This is a genomic window from Caballeronia sp. (genome assembly GCF_028292365.1).
In the GTDB taxonomy this organism is placed as follows: domain Bacteria; phylum Pseudomonadota; class Gammaproteobacteria; order Burkholderiales; family Burkholderiaceae; genus Caballeronia.
Map to the genome: position 1 here is coordinate 21,458 of NZ_JAQGMM010000494.1, position 16,253 is coordinate 37,710.

Annotated in this window: 16 protein-coding genes; 8 read left to right on the forward strand and 8 right to left on the reverse strand. The window is 59.5% G+C overall.

Going from position 1 to position 16,253, the window contains the following annotated elements:
• Positions 1 to 237 precede the first annotated feature (237 nt).
• Entirely contained in the window at positions 238 to 1,509 is a 1,272-nt protein-coding gene (locus tag JWR14_RS28965) for a glycosyltransferase (RefSeq protein ID WP_299715923.1), read from the forward strand.
• 54 nt (positions 1,510 to 1,563) lie between these two features.
• On the opposite strand, the gene speG is transcribed toward JWR14_RS28965, so the two are convergent.
• From speG to JWR14_RS29000, 7 genes are all read right to left on the reverse strand, one after another.
• Complete coding sequence (speG, locus tag JWR14_RS28970; protein ID WP_299715926.1) at positions 1,564 to 2,106, reverse strand: spermidine N1-acetyltransferase; 543 nt, start codon at positions 2,104 to 2,106, stop codon at positions 1,564 to 1,566.
• Between the two features lie 136 nt (positions 2,107 to 2,242).
• A complete protein-coding gene (locus JWR14_RS28975) occupies positions 2,243 to 3,214 on the reverse strand; it encodes a LysR family transcriptional regulator (RefSeq protein WP_299715929.1) in 972 nt (323 codons plus the stop codon).
• A gap of 330 nt (positions 3,215 to 3,544) precedes the next feature.
• Positions 3,545 to 4,186, reverse strand: coding sequence for a hypothetical protein (locus JWR14_RS28980; RefSeq protein WP_299715932.1), 642 nt, complete (start codon positions 4,184 to 4,186; stop codon positions 3,545 to 3,547).
• A 49-nt stretch (positions 4,187 to 4,235) separates the two neighbouring features.
• Positions 4,236 to 5,630: a selenium-binding family protein gene (locus JWR14_RS28985; RefSeq protein ID WP_299715935.1), complete on the reverse strand. Its 1,395-nt coding sequence runs from the start codon at positions 5,628 to 5,630 to the stop codon at positions 4,236 to 4,238.
• Between the two features lie 277 nt (positions 5,631 to 5,907).
• Positions 5,908 to 6,129 (reverse strand): hypothetical protein, encoded by a 222-nt coding sequence (locus JWR14_RS28990; protein ID WP_299715938.1) that lies wholly within the window; start codon positions 6,127 to 6,129, stop codon positions 5,908 to 5,910.
• Between the two features lie 136 nt (positions 6,130 to 6,265).
• Entirely contained in the window at positions 6,266 to 6,544 is a 279-nt protein-coding gene (locus JWR14_RS28995; RefSeq protein ID WP_299715941.1) for a hypothetical protein, read from the reverse strand.
• 81 nt (positions 6,545 to 6,625) lie between these two features.
• Complete coding sequence (locus JWR14_RS29000; protein ID WP_299715944.1) at positions 6,626 to 6,886, reverse strand: hypothetical protein; 261 nt, start codon at positions 6,884 to 6,886, stop codon at positions 6,626 to 6,628.
• 380 nt (positions 6,887 to 7,266) lie between these two features.
• Between JWR14_RS29000 and JWR14_RS29005 the strand changes: the two genes are divergently transcribed.
• Positions 7,267 to 9,303, forward strand: coding sequence for a serine/threonine protein kinase (locus JWR14_RS29005; RefSeq protein ID WP_299715946.1), 2,037 nt, complete (start codon positions 7,267 to 7,269; stop codon positions 9,301 to 9,303).
• Between the two features lie 35 nt (positions 9,304 to 9,338).
• On the opposite strand, the gene JWR14_RS29010 is transcribed toward JWR14_RS29005, so the two are convergent.
• Positions 9,339 to 11,213, reverse strand: coding sequence for an SUMF1/EgtB/PvdO family nonheme iron enzyme (locus JWR14_RS29010; RefSeq protein ID WP_299715950.1), 1,875 nt, complete (start codon positions 11,211 to 11,213; stop codon positions 9,339 to 9,341).
• 471 nt (positions 11,214 to 11,684) lie between these two features.
• Here JWR14_RS29010 and JWR14_RS29015 point away from each other — a divergent pair, with 471 nt between their 5' ends.
• The 6 genes from JWR14_RS29015 to JWR14_RS29040 all read left to right on the forward strand — a co-directional run.
• Positions 11,685 to 12,080 carry a DUF4399 domain-containing protein gene (locus tag JWR14_RS29015; RefSeq protein WP_299715974.1) on the forward strand — a complete coding sequence of 132 codons (396 nt, stop codon included), beginning with the start codon at positions 11,685 to 11,687 and terminating at the stop codon, positions 12,078 to 12,080.
• A gap of 31 nt (positions 12,081 to 12,111) precedes the next feature.
• Positions 12,112 to 12,558, forward strand: a complete 447-nt coding sequence (locus tag JWR14_RS29020; protein WP_299715953.1) for a DUF4399 domain-containing protein — start codon at positions 12,112 to 12,114, stop codon at positions 12,556 to 12,558.
• On the forward strand, positions 12,555 to 12,707 hold the full coding sequence (locus JWR14_RS29025; RefSeq protein WP_299715956.1) for a hypothetical protein: 153 nt from the start codon (positions 12,555 to 12,557) through the stop codon (positions 12,705 to 12,707). Before JWR14_RS29020 ends, JWR14_RS29025 begins: the two co-directional genes overlap by 4 nt.
• A 126-nt stretch (positions 12,708 to 12,833) precedes the next feature.
• Positions 12,834 to 13,094 (forward strand): hypothetical protein, encoded by a 261-nt coding sequence (locus JWR14_RS29030; protein WP_299715959.1) that lies wholly within the window; start codon positions 12,834 to 12,836, stop codon positions 13,092 to 13,094.
• 98 nt (positions 13,095 to 13,192) lie between these two features.
• Positions 13,193 to 14,734 carry an efflux transporter outer membrane subunit gene (locus tag JWR14_RS29035; protein ID WP_299715962.1) on the forward strand — a complete coding sequence of 514 codons (1,542 nt, stop codon included), beginning with the start codon at positions 13,193 to 13,195 and terminating at the stop codon, positions 14,732 to 14,734.
• Between the two features lie 249 nt (positions 14,735 to 14,983).
• Positions 14,984 to 16,253 (forward strand): FHA domain-containing protein (locus JWR14_RS29040; RefSeq protein WP_299715965.1); only part of this gene is annotated, 1,270 nt, incomplete at its 3' end.

Below are 16,253 nucleotides of genomic sequence, written 5' to 3' on the forward strand. Positions count from 1 at the left end.
GGCCGGAAACCTTACCGAGTGCTACCAGCTTTGTGCAGCATCGCGCGTTAAACAGCAGAAAGGGTCTGGGTATTTGTCAATTGTTGTTAAGTCGACAAGGGAAAAATAGTGAGGTGGCACGTGTTGGTCAGTGGTGAGCGGCAGCGGTTTAGCCTCGATCGCTTGCATGCTTGTGGGCTTGCGTTAAATAGCAGAATCCGCTCGTGGGTTATGAGCGCTGCCGAACACGCAGCGCAGATGCAACGCGTTGTGTGGGTTACCTATCGCTTTAGCGCGGATGTCTTGCTTCAGGGCGTTCCCTCTGCGTCCATGCGTCGGTACGATGCGTTCTTCGACGCGTCACGCGCGCGTACAAGCGCTGATATCGGGGGGAATATGGGAGCGAAAAGCACGAAGGCGAACGGGCCGACGAACGTTCACGTTCATCTGTACTACGGTGTCGATCCGAGCCAGTATCGTAAGGGCGAGAACGTTGGGTGTCTGTACGGTTATCACTACGCCGAGTCGGATTCGATGTCGCTTTCCTATTCCCGGGATCATCCCGAAGGACGTGTTCTTCGGACTATTCGACGCGGCCTGAAAGCGCTTCTTGGTTGTGATCTTATCCATACGTTTCGTAACCGCAAAGCGCTCCTTGAGGCAGATGTGATCTGGACGCATACGGAGCGCGAATATCTTTCGGCGGCGTTATTGCTGATGCTTGATCGTGGTCCGCATAGACCCCTCCTGCTTGCACAAAGCGTGTGGTTGCTCGACATCTGGAAATCGCTTGGCGTGTTCAAACGCGTGATCTTCAAGAGGCTGCTAAGCCAGGCGGACCTGGTGACGACCCTGACTCACGACAACGCTGCGCTAGCAAAAAAATGCTGGAACCGTGAAGCAACGGTGGTTCTCTACGGTATCAGTACCGACGATTTCCCTTTGCAGCCGGTGTCCGAGTGGCGCCCTCATAAAACGTTGCGCGTGGCTGCAATTGGTAACGATCGTGATCGCGATTGGCAGACCTTCATGGCCGCATTCGAAAACGACTCACGCTTTAGCGCGCGGCTGGCGACTCAGCGCAAAGTCACGCGTCCTGATCGGGCCGATAACATTGTGGTCGCGCCGGTGTCGGGATTAGCCGAGCAACGCGCGCTCTATGAATGGGCCGATGTGATTGTCGTACCGCTTCATCCCAATCACCATGCCTCGGGCATTACGGTGCTGCTGGAGGCGGTGATGGCCGGCAAGGCGGTGGTTGCAACCGGCATAGGCGGTCTGTCCGACTATTTTTCCGATGACGCCGTCTCATACGTACCGGTGCACGATGCACAACGCCTGCGTGAGACTGTCGCCGCGCTCGGTGCCGATCCCGAAGGCACGACTGCGCGGATTCGTCGTGCGCAGCAAGAATTGGTATCAAAGGATCTGACCACGCGCGGCTTCGCCCGGCAACACGTCATGCTGACTCAACAAATGCTGCGCCAGGCACAGTCGAACGAGCGGGAGGAATCGCTTGCGCGTGCTTAAGTGGAGTGCCTGAGTTGCGTCCCTAAGTTGCGTCCCTAAGTCGCGAGTCAAATCTTACTTGCCCGTCTGCATTTGCTTAAGGAAATCGTGCTGGAAAATGCACATGCGATACGCGTTGTGATACCGGCCGTTGCCAAAAAATTCTTCGATCAGTTCCGCTTCCTGTTTGAAGCCGCACTTCTCGTAGACGTGAATGGCTGACTGATTCGACACATCGACGATCAAATATAGCTTGCGCAGATTGAGCACGGAAAACGCATAATCCGTTGCCAGCAGGGTTGCGTTTGTTGCATACCCCTGGCCTTGAGCGCCGGGTGCAATGATGATCTGGAACTCGCCGCGCCTATGAATGTAGTCAAGCTCGATCAATTCTGCGAGTCCCACGGTCTCGCCCGCCTTGTCGACAGCAACGAAGCGGCGTTCACGCAAATCGTGGACATGGCGATCGTATAGCTGAGACAACTCAGAGAACGTTTCGTAGGGTTCTTCGAACCAATAACGCATGATTTTTGCGTTGTTGTTCAGGCTGTGGACGAAGTGGAGATCGGTACGTTCGAGAGGCCGCAGCATCAGCTCATTATTCTCTTCGATGATCATGGGTAACACTCCGTGAATGATGAAATCGACCTGCAATATAACTTAATGGCCTGCGCGTTTCTCGTTGCGTATCAGCCCCAAGAGACCTTCAGGCGGGCCCTCAATCAAGCCCTCAATCAAGCCCTCAATCAAGCCCTCAAGCAATGGCATCCTGCCGTGCGCCATACACTTCGAGTGCGGCATCGTGCAGCGCTCGAAGCACAACGGTTGCCGCCGGCGACAATAGTTGCGTTTGCCGGGTGATGATGCCGAATGCGTCCATGCGGCACGGCAATTCAATTGCCAGCCGCTTGAGCGTGCCGAATTCCTCGTATTGCCGCGCGACCTCTTCGGGCATTACCGCGAGCATGTCGCTCTGCAGCAAGATGCCCGAGATGGCGACAATGTTGTTGGTGTTCACCACATTCTGCGGCGAACTGAGGCCGATCTGCGAAAACACCATGTCGAACCTGTGTCGCAGCACGCTGCCTGGCGGATGCAGAACCCAGCCTGCATTGACAATGTCGTGCATGGTCAGGCCGGCCGCGTGTTCGAGCGGATGCCCGGGGCGCACGACCACGCATAGCGGTTCTTCTGCAATAGGCTCGTAACGCACCGCATCCTTGAACTGGCCCTGTCGCTCCAGCACTCGGCCGATCATGATGTCGAGATGGCCTTCAGCAACCAGCGGCAGCATCACGTCTGAAGTCTCCACCTGCAGCCAGATCTGTAATTGCGGATAAAGCGCTTTCACACGTGCGATGGCAAGCGGCACCATGGTTGCGGCGGCCGCGGCAATCGCGCCAATCTGCACCTGACCCACGAGCCCCGCGCGCAACGCGGAGATCTCGTCGTGCGCCTGGTTCAGATTCGACAGCACCATGCGCGCATGCCGGATCATCACCTCACCGTACAGCGTGGCATGCATTCCATGAGGCGTGCGGTCAAAGAGCCGAACCTCCAGCACGTCCTCCAGTTCCTTCAACAGACGCGACGCCGCCGGCTGTGTCATGCCGAGGACATCGGCGGCGCGGCGCACGTTGCCTTCTTCTTCCATGGCCGCGAGCAGCATCAACTGCCGCGTCTTGAGGCGCGCGCGCACGAACCAGTTCGAGTAGCTTTGAGCCATCGCCGTGTGCCTATGCGTGAATTGAAACGACACTGAAAGCTTCTTTGCGTACTGGATATGCCGGCGATTTTTTCATTGTCGTTTTAGCTTGGTGACAAACAAGGTTGTGGCTCAGGGAACGCGCGGATTCTCTATCGGAATCAGGCGAGACCCGCAGCGGTGGACGCGGCTTGCCGGTCATGGACGTCAATCGTAGCCGATCGTGGCTGCCGGGCAGGCGGACGGCGCAAGCCACATTATCGCCGCTTGGAGGCGTTTGCCTGATTTAACGTACGAGGGAGGAATGATAGGCGCTTCCCGAAGCCGGGCGAGCAATTCGGCATTCGGTTGCTAAGCCGTGGCGATCAGCAACACGCCGGTGCCCGCGAGTCCGATGGTCCAGAGCCTGTCGAAGTTGATCCAGCCGCGCCTGAGCACGCCCACGCCCAGCCAGTCGTACACCAGCAGCGCAATGGCGCCTGTCACGAGCAAGGTGGTCACGGTATGCAGGCCGACAGCGGCGAGCGAGACCAGCAGTGGCCCGGATGACAGCCCTGTCATGGACCCGCACAAGGGGATCAGTGCCGGGATCAGCATGAGGCCGGCTCCATGAGCGGTTGCCATCAGGAACGACCAGAGGACGAGGCCGGCAAAGCCTGTCGTCATGCCAACACGCACGCGGTGCCGGTGTCCGTAGCGAACCTGGTACACGGCCCAGGCGACCAGCAGGACGCCACTCGCGATGCGGATGAGGTGACTGTCCAGGACTATCCCCGTCGTGAGCACGAGCGCGGCGACTACGCCAATAGAGAGTGCGTGGCCCAGCGCCATTGGCGGGATTGCAAGAAGGACTGCCAGCCGGCTACGCCGGTGCAGACCGAGGGCGACCGCGAACAGCCAGCCCATGGCGGGGTTGATTCCATGAAATACGCCAAGGGCCGCTATGGCGAACCACTCCCATGCGTGGCCCGTCCCGGCCCATGCCATATTCATGATGCGCCGGGTTCGAGCGCTTCACGAGAGCGGCCGCTCCCAAAGAACATCACGGATAACAATACGAGTCCGACGAGCAATCGCCGCCCTCGAGCCGCACCTGATGCGGCCGGTGCGTGGAAGGCCACTCGACCAGGAAACGCGGATCGAATTCGATTCCGCCGTCCGGCGACGCATCGAGTTTCACCATCCAGCCTTTGAGACCATCGGGATAAAACTGTTCGTCGATAGCGCCGTATAGCGAGTTAGTGAAATACACGCGGCTGCCGTCGCGGCTGACCTCGACCATCTGCGGTCCGCCGTTCAGGGCGCGACCGTCCGCTTTCGGATGTGATTCGCGCGATACGATGCCGCCGATTCGCACCGTCCCGGTAAGCTTTGGCGCGAAGGGATCGGACACGTCGTATTGCCGCAAGTCTCCGGTTCCCCAGCACGCGACGTAGAGAAAGCGATCATCCATTGAAAGGTCGATGTCGGTGACAAGCGGAGGCACTGCGCCGAAACCCTTCAGCATGGGCGGCAACAGATCGGGGTCGGCAGGCTCGGCGGGAATTTCGATGATCTTCTTGACGCTCCACTTGTCACCGTCGCGATACCACGTCCAGATAGACGCCGATAAATCGTTCAGGCTGATGACGGAGTTCACGAAGCCGTATGCCTTGGTCGGATCGTGGGCCGGACGCAGTTCGAATACGAGCTGGTTCTCCTTGCCGAAATCAATCTCCTGCTTATGTTTGCGGGTATGCAGGTCCCAGAAATGAAGCTTGTGTCCGTATTGACCACCCAGCAGGACCTCCGGCACCAGCCCGTTTTCGAAAGTAGCAGGCAAGCCCCATTCGCTTGTGACCAGGGTGTCGTGTCCGAGATGCCACCAGGCATCGTAGGATAGTTGCTGAGGACCCCGATCGATTTCCCATTGACCGCGGATGTCGAAGGTCTCGTGGTCCATCAGAAAAATGCCACCCGGCGCTTCGCCTTGCGCGTTGCTCAAAGCGGCTACGTAGATACCCTCGGGTCCGCAGTGAACTGTATGAGGCCGCGTATAACCTGCTTTCTCCGCGACTTCGGCGGGCTCCAGTACGCGCACGATCTTGGGGTTGCGCGGGTCGACCTTGGTATCGAGAATATGGATTCTCGACGATCGCAAGCCGGGCACGACCAGATAGCGACGTTCGGCGTGCGGGTGGGGTGCGTTCGGGCATAAGCAGGAACTGCAGGCGTTCCAGCCGAAGTGATGAAGCTCGTCGCCCGTATTGGGCATTGCAACATTACCGATGAGTTGCGAATAGCTGGACGACGCGGGGTCTACGTCTATGACGGAAATGGCATCCGGAACCTGTCGTGTGGGATCGAAACTCGCTACATACGCGATCGTCTCGTGCGGCGCCTTCATGGCCATCCGCGGGGAGGGATAGAACGTTGGATCCGGCGTCCAGTTTGCCATGTCATTTCTCCAGGGAATGTTTGTCCCTGGTGGCCCGGTGGAAGCCGCTCCAAGGATTGCCCGCAGAACTACGAAGCAAATATACCTTGTTTTCAGCTTTCAACGATCGACCGGCTTAGCGACCAAAGCTTGATTTCTTCTAAGGGAATGCCTTGTGGCGATAAGCGTTGTCTTAGCTCTTACAGACGCCACCAAGCGCGAACGCCCGGCTTTATGCTTGCCGGGCGTTCAGTCCACGCGTGCGTTAATTCAGTCCACGCGTGCGCCACAAACCAATCTATTTGCGCGGTTTCCGACCGGTGACTTTTGCCGCGGGTTGCGTCGCGGCAACTCCAATCTGGTTAGCCGGAAAATTGACGATCTTCGTGCTGTTCGCCGGCGTTGCATACGAGCGAAGCGCCGAACGGGCGCTGGACCTTGCGCCGCCGACAATCGCGCTCATCGCCTGCTTGTCGAGTTCCACGCTGTCGGGTAGATCCTTGATCAGAATTGCAGCCATGGTGTCATCCAGGAAAGTTGAGGGTTTCTATTCAAACCAGTATAGGCAATTTAGGCCGTTAGAAACGCCGGATCCGCTGCGGGAAGATTCTCCCCGCAGCGGACGTCGACGCGTGCAGACCTGCATTTGCCTGACTTCAAAAATACACAGCCGAACCCGTGCTCGCATACTGGGCCGGATTGACGTTGAGGTGAATCGGCCCGATGTTGGCGCCGAGCACGCCAATGTTATTGAGCGCATTGACCTCTACGTTTTGATACTGAACGATGTTCTGGTTCGTGTTCACTGCGACGTTGATGTTGGCAAGAGAACCGGCGTTGGCAAGCGATGTGTTGCCGCCGCCGCGCACGTCCGACATGGCGTGGCGGTCCAGCTCCCGGCTGTGAGACAAATCGTGAATCATGATGGACGACATGGCGGTGCTCCAAGCTAAAAAGTAAGGGTGGCCTGAACGGGCAACCTGGAGACCGCGAGGCCTCCGGGCTGTCGCGCAGCTTCAGAAGTTGATCGTGTTGGTGCCGGTCTGCTTCGGTTTCACGTTCGAGTCAAGATGCTCGGCGAACGCGACGTTGTTGCCGTTGTTGACCAGCGTGTTTTGCGACTGGCTGATCAGTTGAGTGGCATCGAACGAGGATTCGTACGAGGACACGCTGACGCCGGGCCAGTAGCTGGGCAGCGTGCCACCGCGTACGGCCGACATGGCGCGGCTGTCGAGTTCTTCGGTAACGGACAGGTCTTTGATCGAGAGTGATTTCATGGCAGTTCTCCTAAGGGTTAAGCCAGGTGGCTTTAAAGGTTGGTGAGCATCTTGTCTGCTCGCTGGACACTAATGCATGGCCCGTGCCAGAAGCGTCGAGGTGTGACGAAAAAGTCCTGAAAGGCTTGTGCAGAAAGGCCTGGGGCAAAGTGGGGCAGGCGCGTCATGCACGCCTTCTCACTGGCATTCGACACGCGTGACGGTTGGCGGCCAACATCCGGAACCGGATCTGTTGGGCCGGCAACAACATGTGCCCGATCGAACATCCGCAACGAAACCATGTTGCGAAAGGCAGGGCTGTCACCTAGTATCGAAACACTGCGAGTGCGGGTAACTACAGACAATATGTTCACTAATGGAGCCGCGTACGAGCCGTAGAGATGACCAGTCTTGCGCAAGCTATCCGAACCTTCCAAAACAGCGGTGCGTCACGCGATGAGTTCTTGATACTCGTCGACGGTGCGTTGTCCGTCGACGACACCTCGCCCGGGCGGCTGCTGGAAATACTCCGAGAAGAACAAGCCAGGACGCCGCTGCCGGCCGATCTTTATGCGGCCGTGCATCGGCGGATCGAGCAGGCGTCGCTGGCGAGTCACGGCGCGAATTCCGATGAGACTCGCCTGCAGACTTCGCCAGGCGCGTTGCACCAGCCGTCGATCCCCTCCTCGCCGTCATCCTCCTCCCCCTCCTTGTCTGCGCGCGACTTCGTGATGTCCGGGACGGATCAGATGAAGGAGGTCGGCGATACCCTCAACGGGCGCTTCGTGCTTGAGGAATGTCTTGGTGTGGGCGGCATGGGAACCGTCTACAAGGCGCTCGACCTGCGCAAGCTCGAAGCATCTGATCGCCGTCCATACATTGCGATCAAGGTGCTGAATCTACAGTTTCGCGGCAATCCGAAATCGCTCATTGCCCTGCAGCGAGAAGCGAAGAAGGCGCAGACGCTGGGGCATCGAAACATCGTCACGGTGTACGACTTCGATCGCGATGGCCCAGTGGTTTACCTGACCATGGAGTATTTGTCGGGCAAGCCGTTGAGCCGGATCTTGCGGGCTCCTGAGTTCAAGGGCATGCCGTATGCAGAGGCCTTGCCGATCTTCAAAGGCATGGCAAATGCGCTGGCCTATGCGCACGAGCGCGGATTCGTGCATTGCGATTTCAAACCCGCGAACGTATTTCTGACCGATACCGCCGAGGTGAAGGTCATCGACTTTGGTATCGCCCGCGTGTTCCAGCGGCCCGAAGAAGAGACCGACGCAACAATCTTCGACCCCGGTAGTCTCGGCGCGCTGACGCCTGCTTATGCGAGTCCGGAGATGCTTGAGCATCGCGAACCCGATCCCCGCGACGACATCTATGCACTCGGCTGCACCACCTACGAGCTGCTGACCGGGCGGCATCCCTTCGACCGCGTACCGGCAAGCCAGGGGCGCAGCTCGGGGCTTAAGCCGCAGCGTCCCGATGGTCTGGGGACGCGGCAATGGCGGGCGCTGAGGTCCTCGCTCGAATTCGAGCGTGAAGCGCGCATGCCGACGGTCACCCAGTTCCTGCAGGAATTTGGCGAACCCCAAAAACGTAGCGGTATGTCGGGCGCGGCGGTGAGGGCGGCTATCTCCGCGGGCGTACTAGCCGCGGTGGCTGCCGCCGGCTATTTCTATGCGTCGACGCATCGCACCACGCCACAGGAGAAAGCCGCCGCCATACCGGAGAAAACCGCCGCGGCGCCAGTGCCCACGCCGGTCGTCCCCGCCACGCTTTCACTCGCCACGGTCACCCCTGTGCTCGCGCGTGTGCCGTGTTCGGCGCTGGCTGCGTCGGTGCAGGATCAGGCACTGAGTGTGAGCGGTTATGTTGGCCGGAGCTATGGCACGCAGAAGTTGCGCACGACGCTAAGCCAGATTCCGGGTGTCACCCATCCCGGCGTACAGGTTCAGGAAGTCGACGACGATAAATGCGACATGCTCAAGCTGATCGCGCCTTACTTGACGACGAGCCGGCCGGCGTCGATCCAGACCCGGAATCACGATGCGCAGTTGACCGAAGGCCAGCCGCTGGTCGTTCAGATCACCACGCCGCCCTACGATTCATGGGTCAATATCGACTATTACCAGCTCGATGGCAGCGTAGTTCATATGCTGCCGAACGCACGTTCGAAGGATAATCAGGCGCCGCCGAACTACGCTGCAACTATTGGCAGCGCAGGCGACTGGATTGTCGCGAAACCGTTCGGCTCGGAAATGATCGTGCTGCTCGTGACGCCCGCAGCGCTGTTCGATACGACCAGGCCAGAGAGCGAGCCGCGAGCGGATTATTTGCGGGCGGTGGAGAAGCGGCTTGCCGATATCGCGAACAAATTCGGGCGCGACAAGATTGCCGTGGATCTCGTTCAGATCGACACGCACCCCCGCAAACAATAACGCCTGCCGCAAGACCTGTTTGCCGCAAGACCAGTTTATTTCATGTCGCGCGCCACGCGCATGCCATTCTGCGATTGCCGCACGCTAGGGCTGTATTTGAACCGCGTGGACGACTGCATGTAGGCGGCGCCGTCTGGCCACGAGCCGCCGCGGATGACGCGCATCGGGCAGCCGGGTTCATCCCACACACGGCCATCCGCCGGCGCCCCTTTGTATGAGCTGTGCCAGCAGTCGCCGACCCAGTCCCACACGCTGCCGTTCATGTCGAAGAGTCCGAAGGGGTTGGGAGTGAACGAGCCTACGTTCACCGGGCTGTCCTTGCGCCACGGCTCGCCGCAGTCCTTGCAGTCGGCGTAACCCTTGCGCATCTCGTTGCCCCACCAGTAGGCGGTCGTGGTACCGCCGCGTGCGGCGTATTCCCACTCGGCTTCGGCCGGCAGGCGATACGTCTTGCCGGTTGTCTTGGTCAGCCACTTAACGTAGGCCTGCGTGTCGTCCCAGCTTAGATTGCGCATCGGCGCGGACTTCGCGGCGTTGCCTTCTATATCGACGCGCGGGCACCCGCTTGCATCCGCGCACGCGCTCCACTGCTCGACGGTCACTTCGGTTTTACCGATAGCGAACGGCCGGCCGATGCTGACCCTATGCACGGGGCGTTCGGCAGGATCGTCGGAACTACTGCCCATTTCGAACGTGCCGCCCGGTAGCGAAACCAGCGCAGGACACGTGGCGCAGTCCTTGATCTCGCTCGCGGCGGACGCGGCTGTCTTGATGGCCGGAGCGGGAGCCGGGGCAGGCGGCGGCGTGGGAGTGGCCGCCGCTTTTTCCGCAGGCGCCGGTGCGGGCGGTGCGACTGTGACGGGCGAGGCAGGCGGCGTGGCTGCGCGCGGATGGTCTGCCTGAGCGGGCGATTGCGCCTTCGGAGCGGAGGCCGCAGCGCGAAGCCGGTCGATACGGGCGTGTGCGAGCGTGGCAAAGCGCCCGTTAGGATAGGCCTTCAAATAGGCTTCGTAATCGCTCGGGTAGGTGCTGTCCTTGATCGACTCCCAGAACGTGAGTTCGTATTGTTCGTTGCTGTCCTTGGGAAGAATTCCCCGGCTTTGATACGCGACGACGGTTTCGGATGCCGTCATACGGTTGCTGCTGTCGCTCGCTTGTCGACCAGCAGCAGGAGCGAACTGGAAGCCCCGTGCAGCCGTTGCGGGTCCTACCGTCATCCATGGCACTTGCCGCCCCTCTGTTGCACGGCTCACGGATCGCGCGACATCGTGTAGCACGTCTTCAACACTTCGCCCCGGCTGGTTGATCGCGCGCAATAACGCCGCGGTGTACGTGCCATGTCGCGCGCCGTCGGCGGCGTAGGCGCCGGCTGCAGTCGCATACGCCACGATCGTCCGCGAGGGCGGCCGGACCATGTTGACATTGACCGGGTCATAGGGATTGTTCAGACAGGTATCGAGCATGACCAGATTGAGTTGGTCGATGCGGGGCGCCGACATGCCAGCAAGGATGCTGTTCAAGTCGATACCCTGGGTGATCGGCGCCGCGGGTGACCCCTGCGCGTCGAGCGGCAGCAGCAGCGTGGATTTGCCGACTTGCACGGCATGTCCGGCGAAATAGAGCAGTCCGACACCGCCCGCAGCCAGGCGCTTGTTGAATTCCTGAACTGCTTCGTTCATGTGCGCGCGATCGAGGTTCGAGTACGTCATGACCTCGAAGCCGAGCCGGCTCAGCATCTCGCCGGTCGCCGTCGCGTCGCGCGTGGCGTTGGCGAGCGGATGATCCTCATAGCTTCCATTGCCGATGACCAGCGCAAGGCGGCGCGGATGCACCCCGCCATTCTGCTCAGCGGCGCCGCTGCTGAGTGCGACCGCCCCAAGCAGGATCGCGAGCCAAAGATTTCTCCACATGATTTTTCGTATGAGTCTTCGTATGATTCTTCGCCACATTGATCACACCCCGTGCCGGTATTCAACGGCACCCTCAAGGAACCGCGCCAGAGCCGCATGATCCGCGGGAGGGTAGCTGCCCTCTCGCAGAATTCGATCGTCCGATGGGCGAGCATCACAACCAACCATAGCACGCAACTACTTCATATCAACGTGGTCAAGACGGCGTAACGATGCAACGTGTCGTGATTTGCCCGGGGATTGGCCTTTTATGACGAATTCATCGTTACGGCAAAAGACGGAGACCTAATTATTATGACGATACAGAATAAATAATCAGTCGCACGATGCCTCGAAAACGGCCGAATTGCGCTCCCTCGGAGCATGTCTTTTTAACGGATTCCGTCCTAAGCTAGCTAGGAGAAAACCGTGCATAGGGCTCGGGAGAATACGAAAATGCTAAGAAGAACCTTCCTCGGCGTGCTCGCTTTCATGACGGTGCTGATACCGTCGCGTTCCTTCCCGGCTGCGCGCACGCCGTCGCCCCCTGGCGCGGAGGCATTCATCATCTGGCCGCCCGACGGCGCGGTGATCACAGGCGGAAAAATATGGGTCCGCATGGGCCTGCGCAATATGGGTGTGTGCCCGAAGGGCGTCAACATCCCCAATGTAGGTCACCATCACTTGCTGATCGATACGGAATTGCCTCCGTTCGACGAGGCAATTCCGTCGGACCGCCAGCATCTGCACTACGGAGCGGGTGAAACCGATGCCCGGGTCGAATTGCCGCCGGGCAAGCACACGCTGCAGTTGCTCATGGGCGACTACAACCACGTGCCGCACGATCCCCCGATCTATTCGAAGAAGATCACGATCACCATGAAATGACAGGCTGCAGATTAAGGGGAGGGCGTGTGCCATGAAGAAATTTTGCGCTGCCGCAGTGGCCGCAATCTCGATCGCGGTTTCTCTGATATCCGGGTCCGGGTCTGCGCTGGCCGGCCCCACGTCCGCGCCCGCCGCTGCATACGCGTATATCGGTTACCCGAACAACGGGCAGACCCTTCCCGCCGGCAAGCCATTTCGCGTGTGGTTCGGGCTGCGTTACATGGGCGTCGCTCCGCGCGGCGTGAAGTATCCGAATACCGGCCACCATCATTTGTTGATCGACACGGACCTGCCCAAGTCGTTCGATGACGAGATTCCCTCCGACCGCCAACACCTGCATTTCGGCGCGGGTGAAACGGAGACCACGCTCGAGCTGCCTCCCGGCAAGCACACGCTGCAATTGCTGATGGGCGACTACATGCACGTTCCGCACAATCCCCCTGTCTATTCGAAGAAGATCACGATCTACGTTAAATGATCGAGCCGGTTCACGCGCAGCGAGTGTCGCGTGTGAACCAACAGTTCATCAAACAAGCGTTGGTTGCCGCCCATCATGCGAGTCTGCATGACGCGTGGGCGACCGCCTTCCGCCGCTACAAATTAATCGCGCAAACCCTTTCCCAATAAAGCTCAGAATGCCTCGGGCCAATTCATTGGTCACGCCTGGCATGGGCCATGCATTAGTGTCCAGCGAGCAGACATGATGCTCACCAACCTCTAAAGCCACCTGGCTTACCCCTTAGGAGAACTGCCATGAAATCACTCTCGATCAAAGACCTGTCCGTTACCGAAGAACTCGACAGCCGCGCCATGTCCGCAGTACGCGGTGGCAACCTGCCCAGCTACTGGCCCGGCTACAGCAGCACGTCGGCCGACTTCTCGTTCAACGCCACGCAACTGATCAACCAGTCGCAAAACACGCTGGTCAACAACGGCAACAACGTCGCGTTCTCCGAGAATATTGACTCGAACGTGAAACCGAAGCAGACCGGCACCAACACGATCAACTTTTGATCTTCAGGCGCAGGCAGCGAAGGTCATCCGGTCTTCGCTGCCGCACCTGGCCTGAACCCAGTCGCATAGTCGGATAACACCTGCCCCGGAGTGAGATCATGAAAACCACGTCGCTATTGGGTAGGCTGCCGGCCCACACCGCCAAGTTTTCTGCGCCGGGTGCTGCAAACATTCTGCTCGGACGGTTCGTGCTTCCGGTACTTGCCTGCACGACACTTCTCAGTGGTTGCATTGATGTGAATGTACCGGACTACAAGCGTCCTGATACGCCAGCCAAGACGACGTGGTCACAAACGGCCAAGGCGCTGGTCTCACCGGCCGACACCATTACGCTCGACTGGTGGAAGCAATTCCACGACCCGTATCTCGACTCCCTCGTCAATCGGGCCATAGCGGGCAACTTCGATATCAAGATTCTCGCTGCGCGCGTGTCAGTCGCCGGTGGACAGATTAACGAGGCGCGTGCCGGCGCGCTTCCCACCGCCGATCTCGGCGCGGGCGTGGAGTTTAATAAAAGCACGCGGCAGGATTTCACGAAGCAATATAACGTCGCCACGCAGGTGAACTGGGACATCGACATCTGGGGCGCGGTCGAGAAGGGCGTACAGGCGCAGAAGGCCGAATATCGCGCGTCGGAAGCGGATTGGCGCGCGGGCTATCTCACGCTTGTGTCCGATGTTTCGACGACCTACTTTCAGATTCTTCAGTTCGATGACCAGATCGACCAGCAGCAAAAAACGCTGCGCACCAACCAGCAGATCCTGACCATCTTCGAAGGCATGGCAAAGAACGGCCTGGTGCCGAAAACACAGGTTTTACAGCAGCGCGCGGAAATCAACCGCATGACCAAAGACCTGCTGGAATTGCATCGCGCCCGCGACCTGGCGAACAACGCGCTGGCCACATTGATCGGCGTTCCGGCTGGCGAGTTCACCGTGCCCGCGGGACAGCTCGAGAAGCGCGTGCAGATTCCCGTCGTGCCGGCGGGCTTGCCGGCGCAATTGATGGCGCGGCGACCGGACGTAGTGGCGGCCGAATACCGCGTGCTGGAAGCGTATGACGTCGTGGGCCAGGCGAAGCTCGCGCAGTTGCCGACCATCAGCCTCACGGGCCGGGGCGGTAGCGCGAGTTTCGCGCTGACCGATTTATTGAAGTCCTTCACGTTCAGCTTCATGCCCAGCATCAACATTCCTCTGCTGGATCCAAGCGTCAGGGCGCATGTCAAGACGACCGAGGCACAGACGATCGTGGTGGAGCAACAGTATCGACGCACCGTGATGGGGGCGTTCGAGGAAGTGGAGAATTCGCTGGTCAACCTCGACGCACATACGAAGCAGCGCGCCGAACTGCAGGAAGAAGTGGGGCACCTGCAAGTGGTGGGTGCCCAGATTGAAGCGCAACTCAAGGAAGGCGTGGTGTCGCAACTGGAGGTCTTCGAGACCGAACGTACGTTGCTTGCGGCAGAACTGGCGTTGCTTGAAAACCATCAGCAACTGCTCTCCGATACGGTGACCCTCTATAAGTCGCTAGGCGGCGGTTGGCCGTCGGTCGATGTCCAGAAGACCGATCAGGCAAGTGACCCGACCGCCGCGCATGATGCGCACGCTGGACTTGCCGCAAGTAAGGGAGCAACGAACTAAGCGCACGTGACGCGGCCGATTTTTTAGGGCAATAGTTCACATCGGCCAAAACCAATGTTCGGAATGCAAAGTGTTAGTTCTCTGGCGACAGATGTGTTGCTGAATGATTGACTACCGCCGAGTGTGACTTACACTTCATGGCGTCACCGCTTTCACCGCGGTTTCGTCCAACACGGTTCATCGGCGGGAGTGCGGGGGTTTATCGCGCCGCGCTCAATGCGGGATGAACGTCCTTCGAGATGTGGACCCATGGCTCAAGGGGAAGCTTCCGTTGCCGAGGCAGGGCCGGTGCTGCACAAGGCCTTCGATCTCTTGCTCGAGCCCGAGTCCTGTCCCGCGGCCGGTGTCATTCGTATTGACGAAAATCTGTTTGCAGTCGGACGGTTTGAAGCGCCTTTCGCCTCTTATGAAACCGACGCCGTTGCGCAGTTGTCGCGGCGTCACGCGCGGATCTTTATCGAGAACGGCGCAGCGTACGCGGCCGACCTCGGCAGCAAGAACGGCACGACGGTGAACGGTGTGCTGCTGCGCGATAAGCCCGCGCGGATCCAGGGCGGTGACGTCATCGGCTTTGGCGGAAAGCTCGCATTCCGGGTGCGGATGGAACCACGCGCCGTATCGCGGGCATACGCGATTCAGCCTGTGCATATGACGCTTACGCCGGAGCGAGGCGACCTCGGATTGCATCCGGTCGAGCTCACGGAGTTTCCATTCCTCGTCAGCAAGGCGGACGAGACGTTCGCACAATACAGCGACCGTTATCCTCATCAGGTTAACTATGTGTCACGGCGGCACGCGCATATTTTCATGAAGGCGGGGGTGCCATTCGTCGAGGATCTCGGCAGCACGAACGGCACATTCGTCGACGGAAAACGACTGGGTGAAACCGCTGTGCCGCTGCAAGATGGTGCATCGCTTGCATTCGGCGGCAATCACTTCGCATACGTTGTGAGCATGCGGCGGGAAACGGAGCCGCCGGATTCAGCCACGACCACAAGTGCCGCTACGACGGCGGCCACAACCGGCCCGGCGGCTCAAAGTTCACCGGACGATCTGGACAAGACCACCTTCATCACGACGGCGCACTCCTTCCTGGATATCTTTTGCGTGGATCAGGATCAACCGTCGGAAGATGAAATCAACCGCGAGCCATTGCCCGACGAACGTGTCCCGGCACGCCGCCGATCTCGCAGCAAGTTTGTGCGCTTTGTCTCCGACCTTGGCGCGGCATTCGGTGGCGGCCAGCCGATGAAGCGCGGAGTGCTCTTTGGAGGCCTGGCATTCGTCGCAGCAATGATTGCGATCGGCAGCGCGCTTTATTTCAGCGGCACGGCCGAGCGAAATCTCAAGAGTCTGGTCGATCTCGGTGACTACCGCCACGCCGTGACGGTCGCGAATACTTACCTGGGCAAGCATCCAAACGATCCCCAGGCGATGGTCCTGGGCACGGAAGCTCTGTTCAAAGGCTATCTGCCGGACTGGCTCGACCAACTGAAACATCGGAATTTCGACGCCGCCC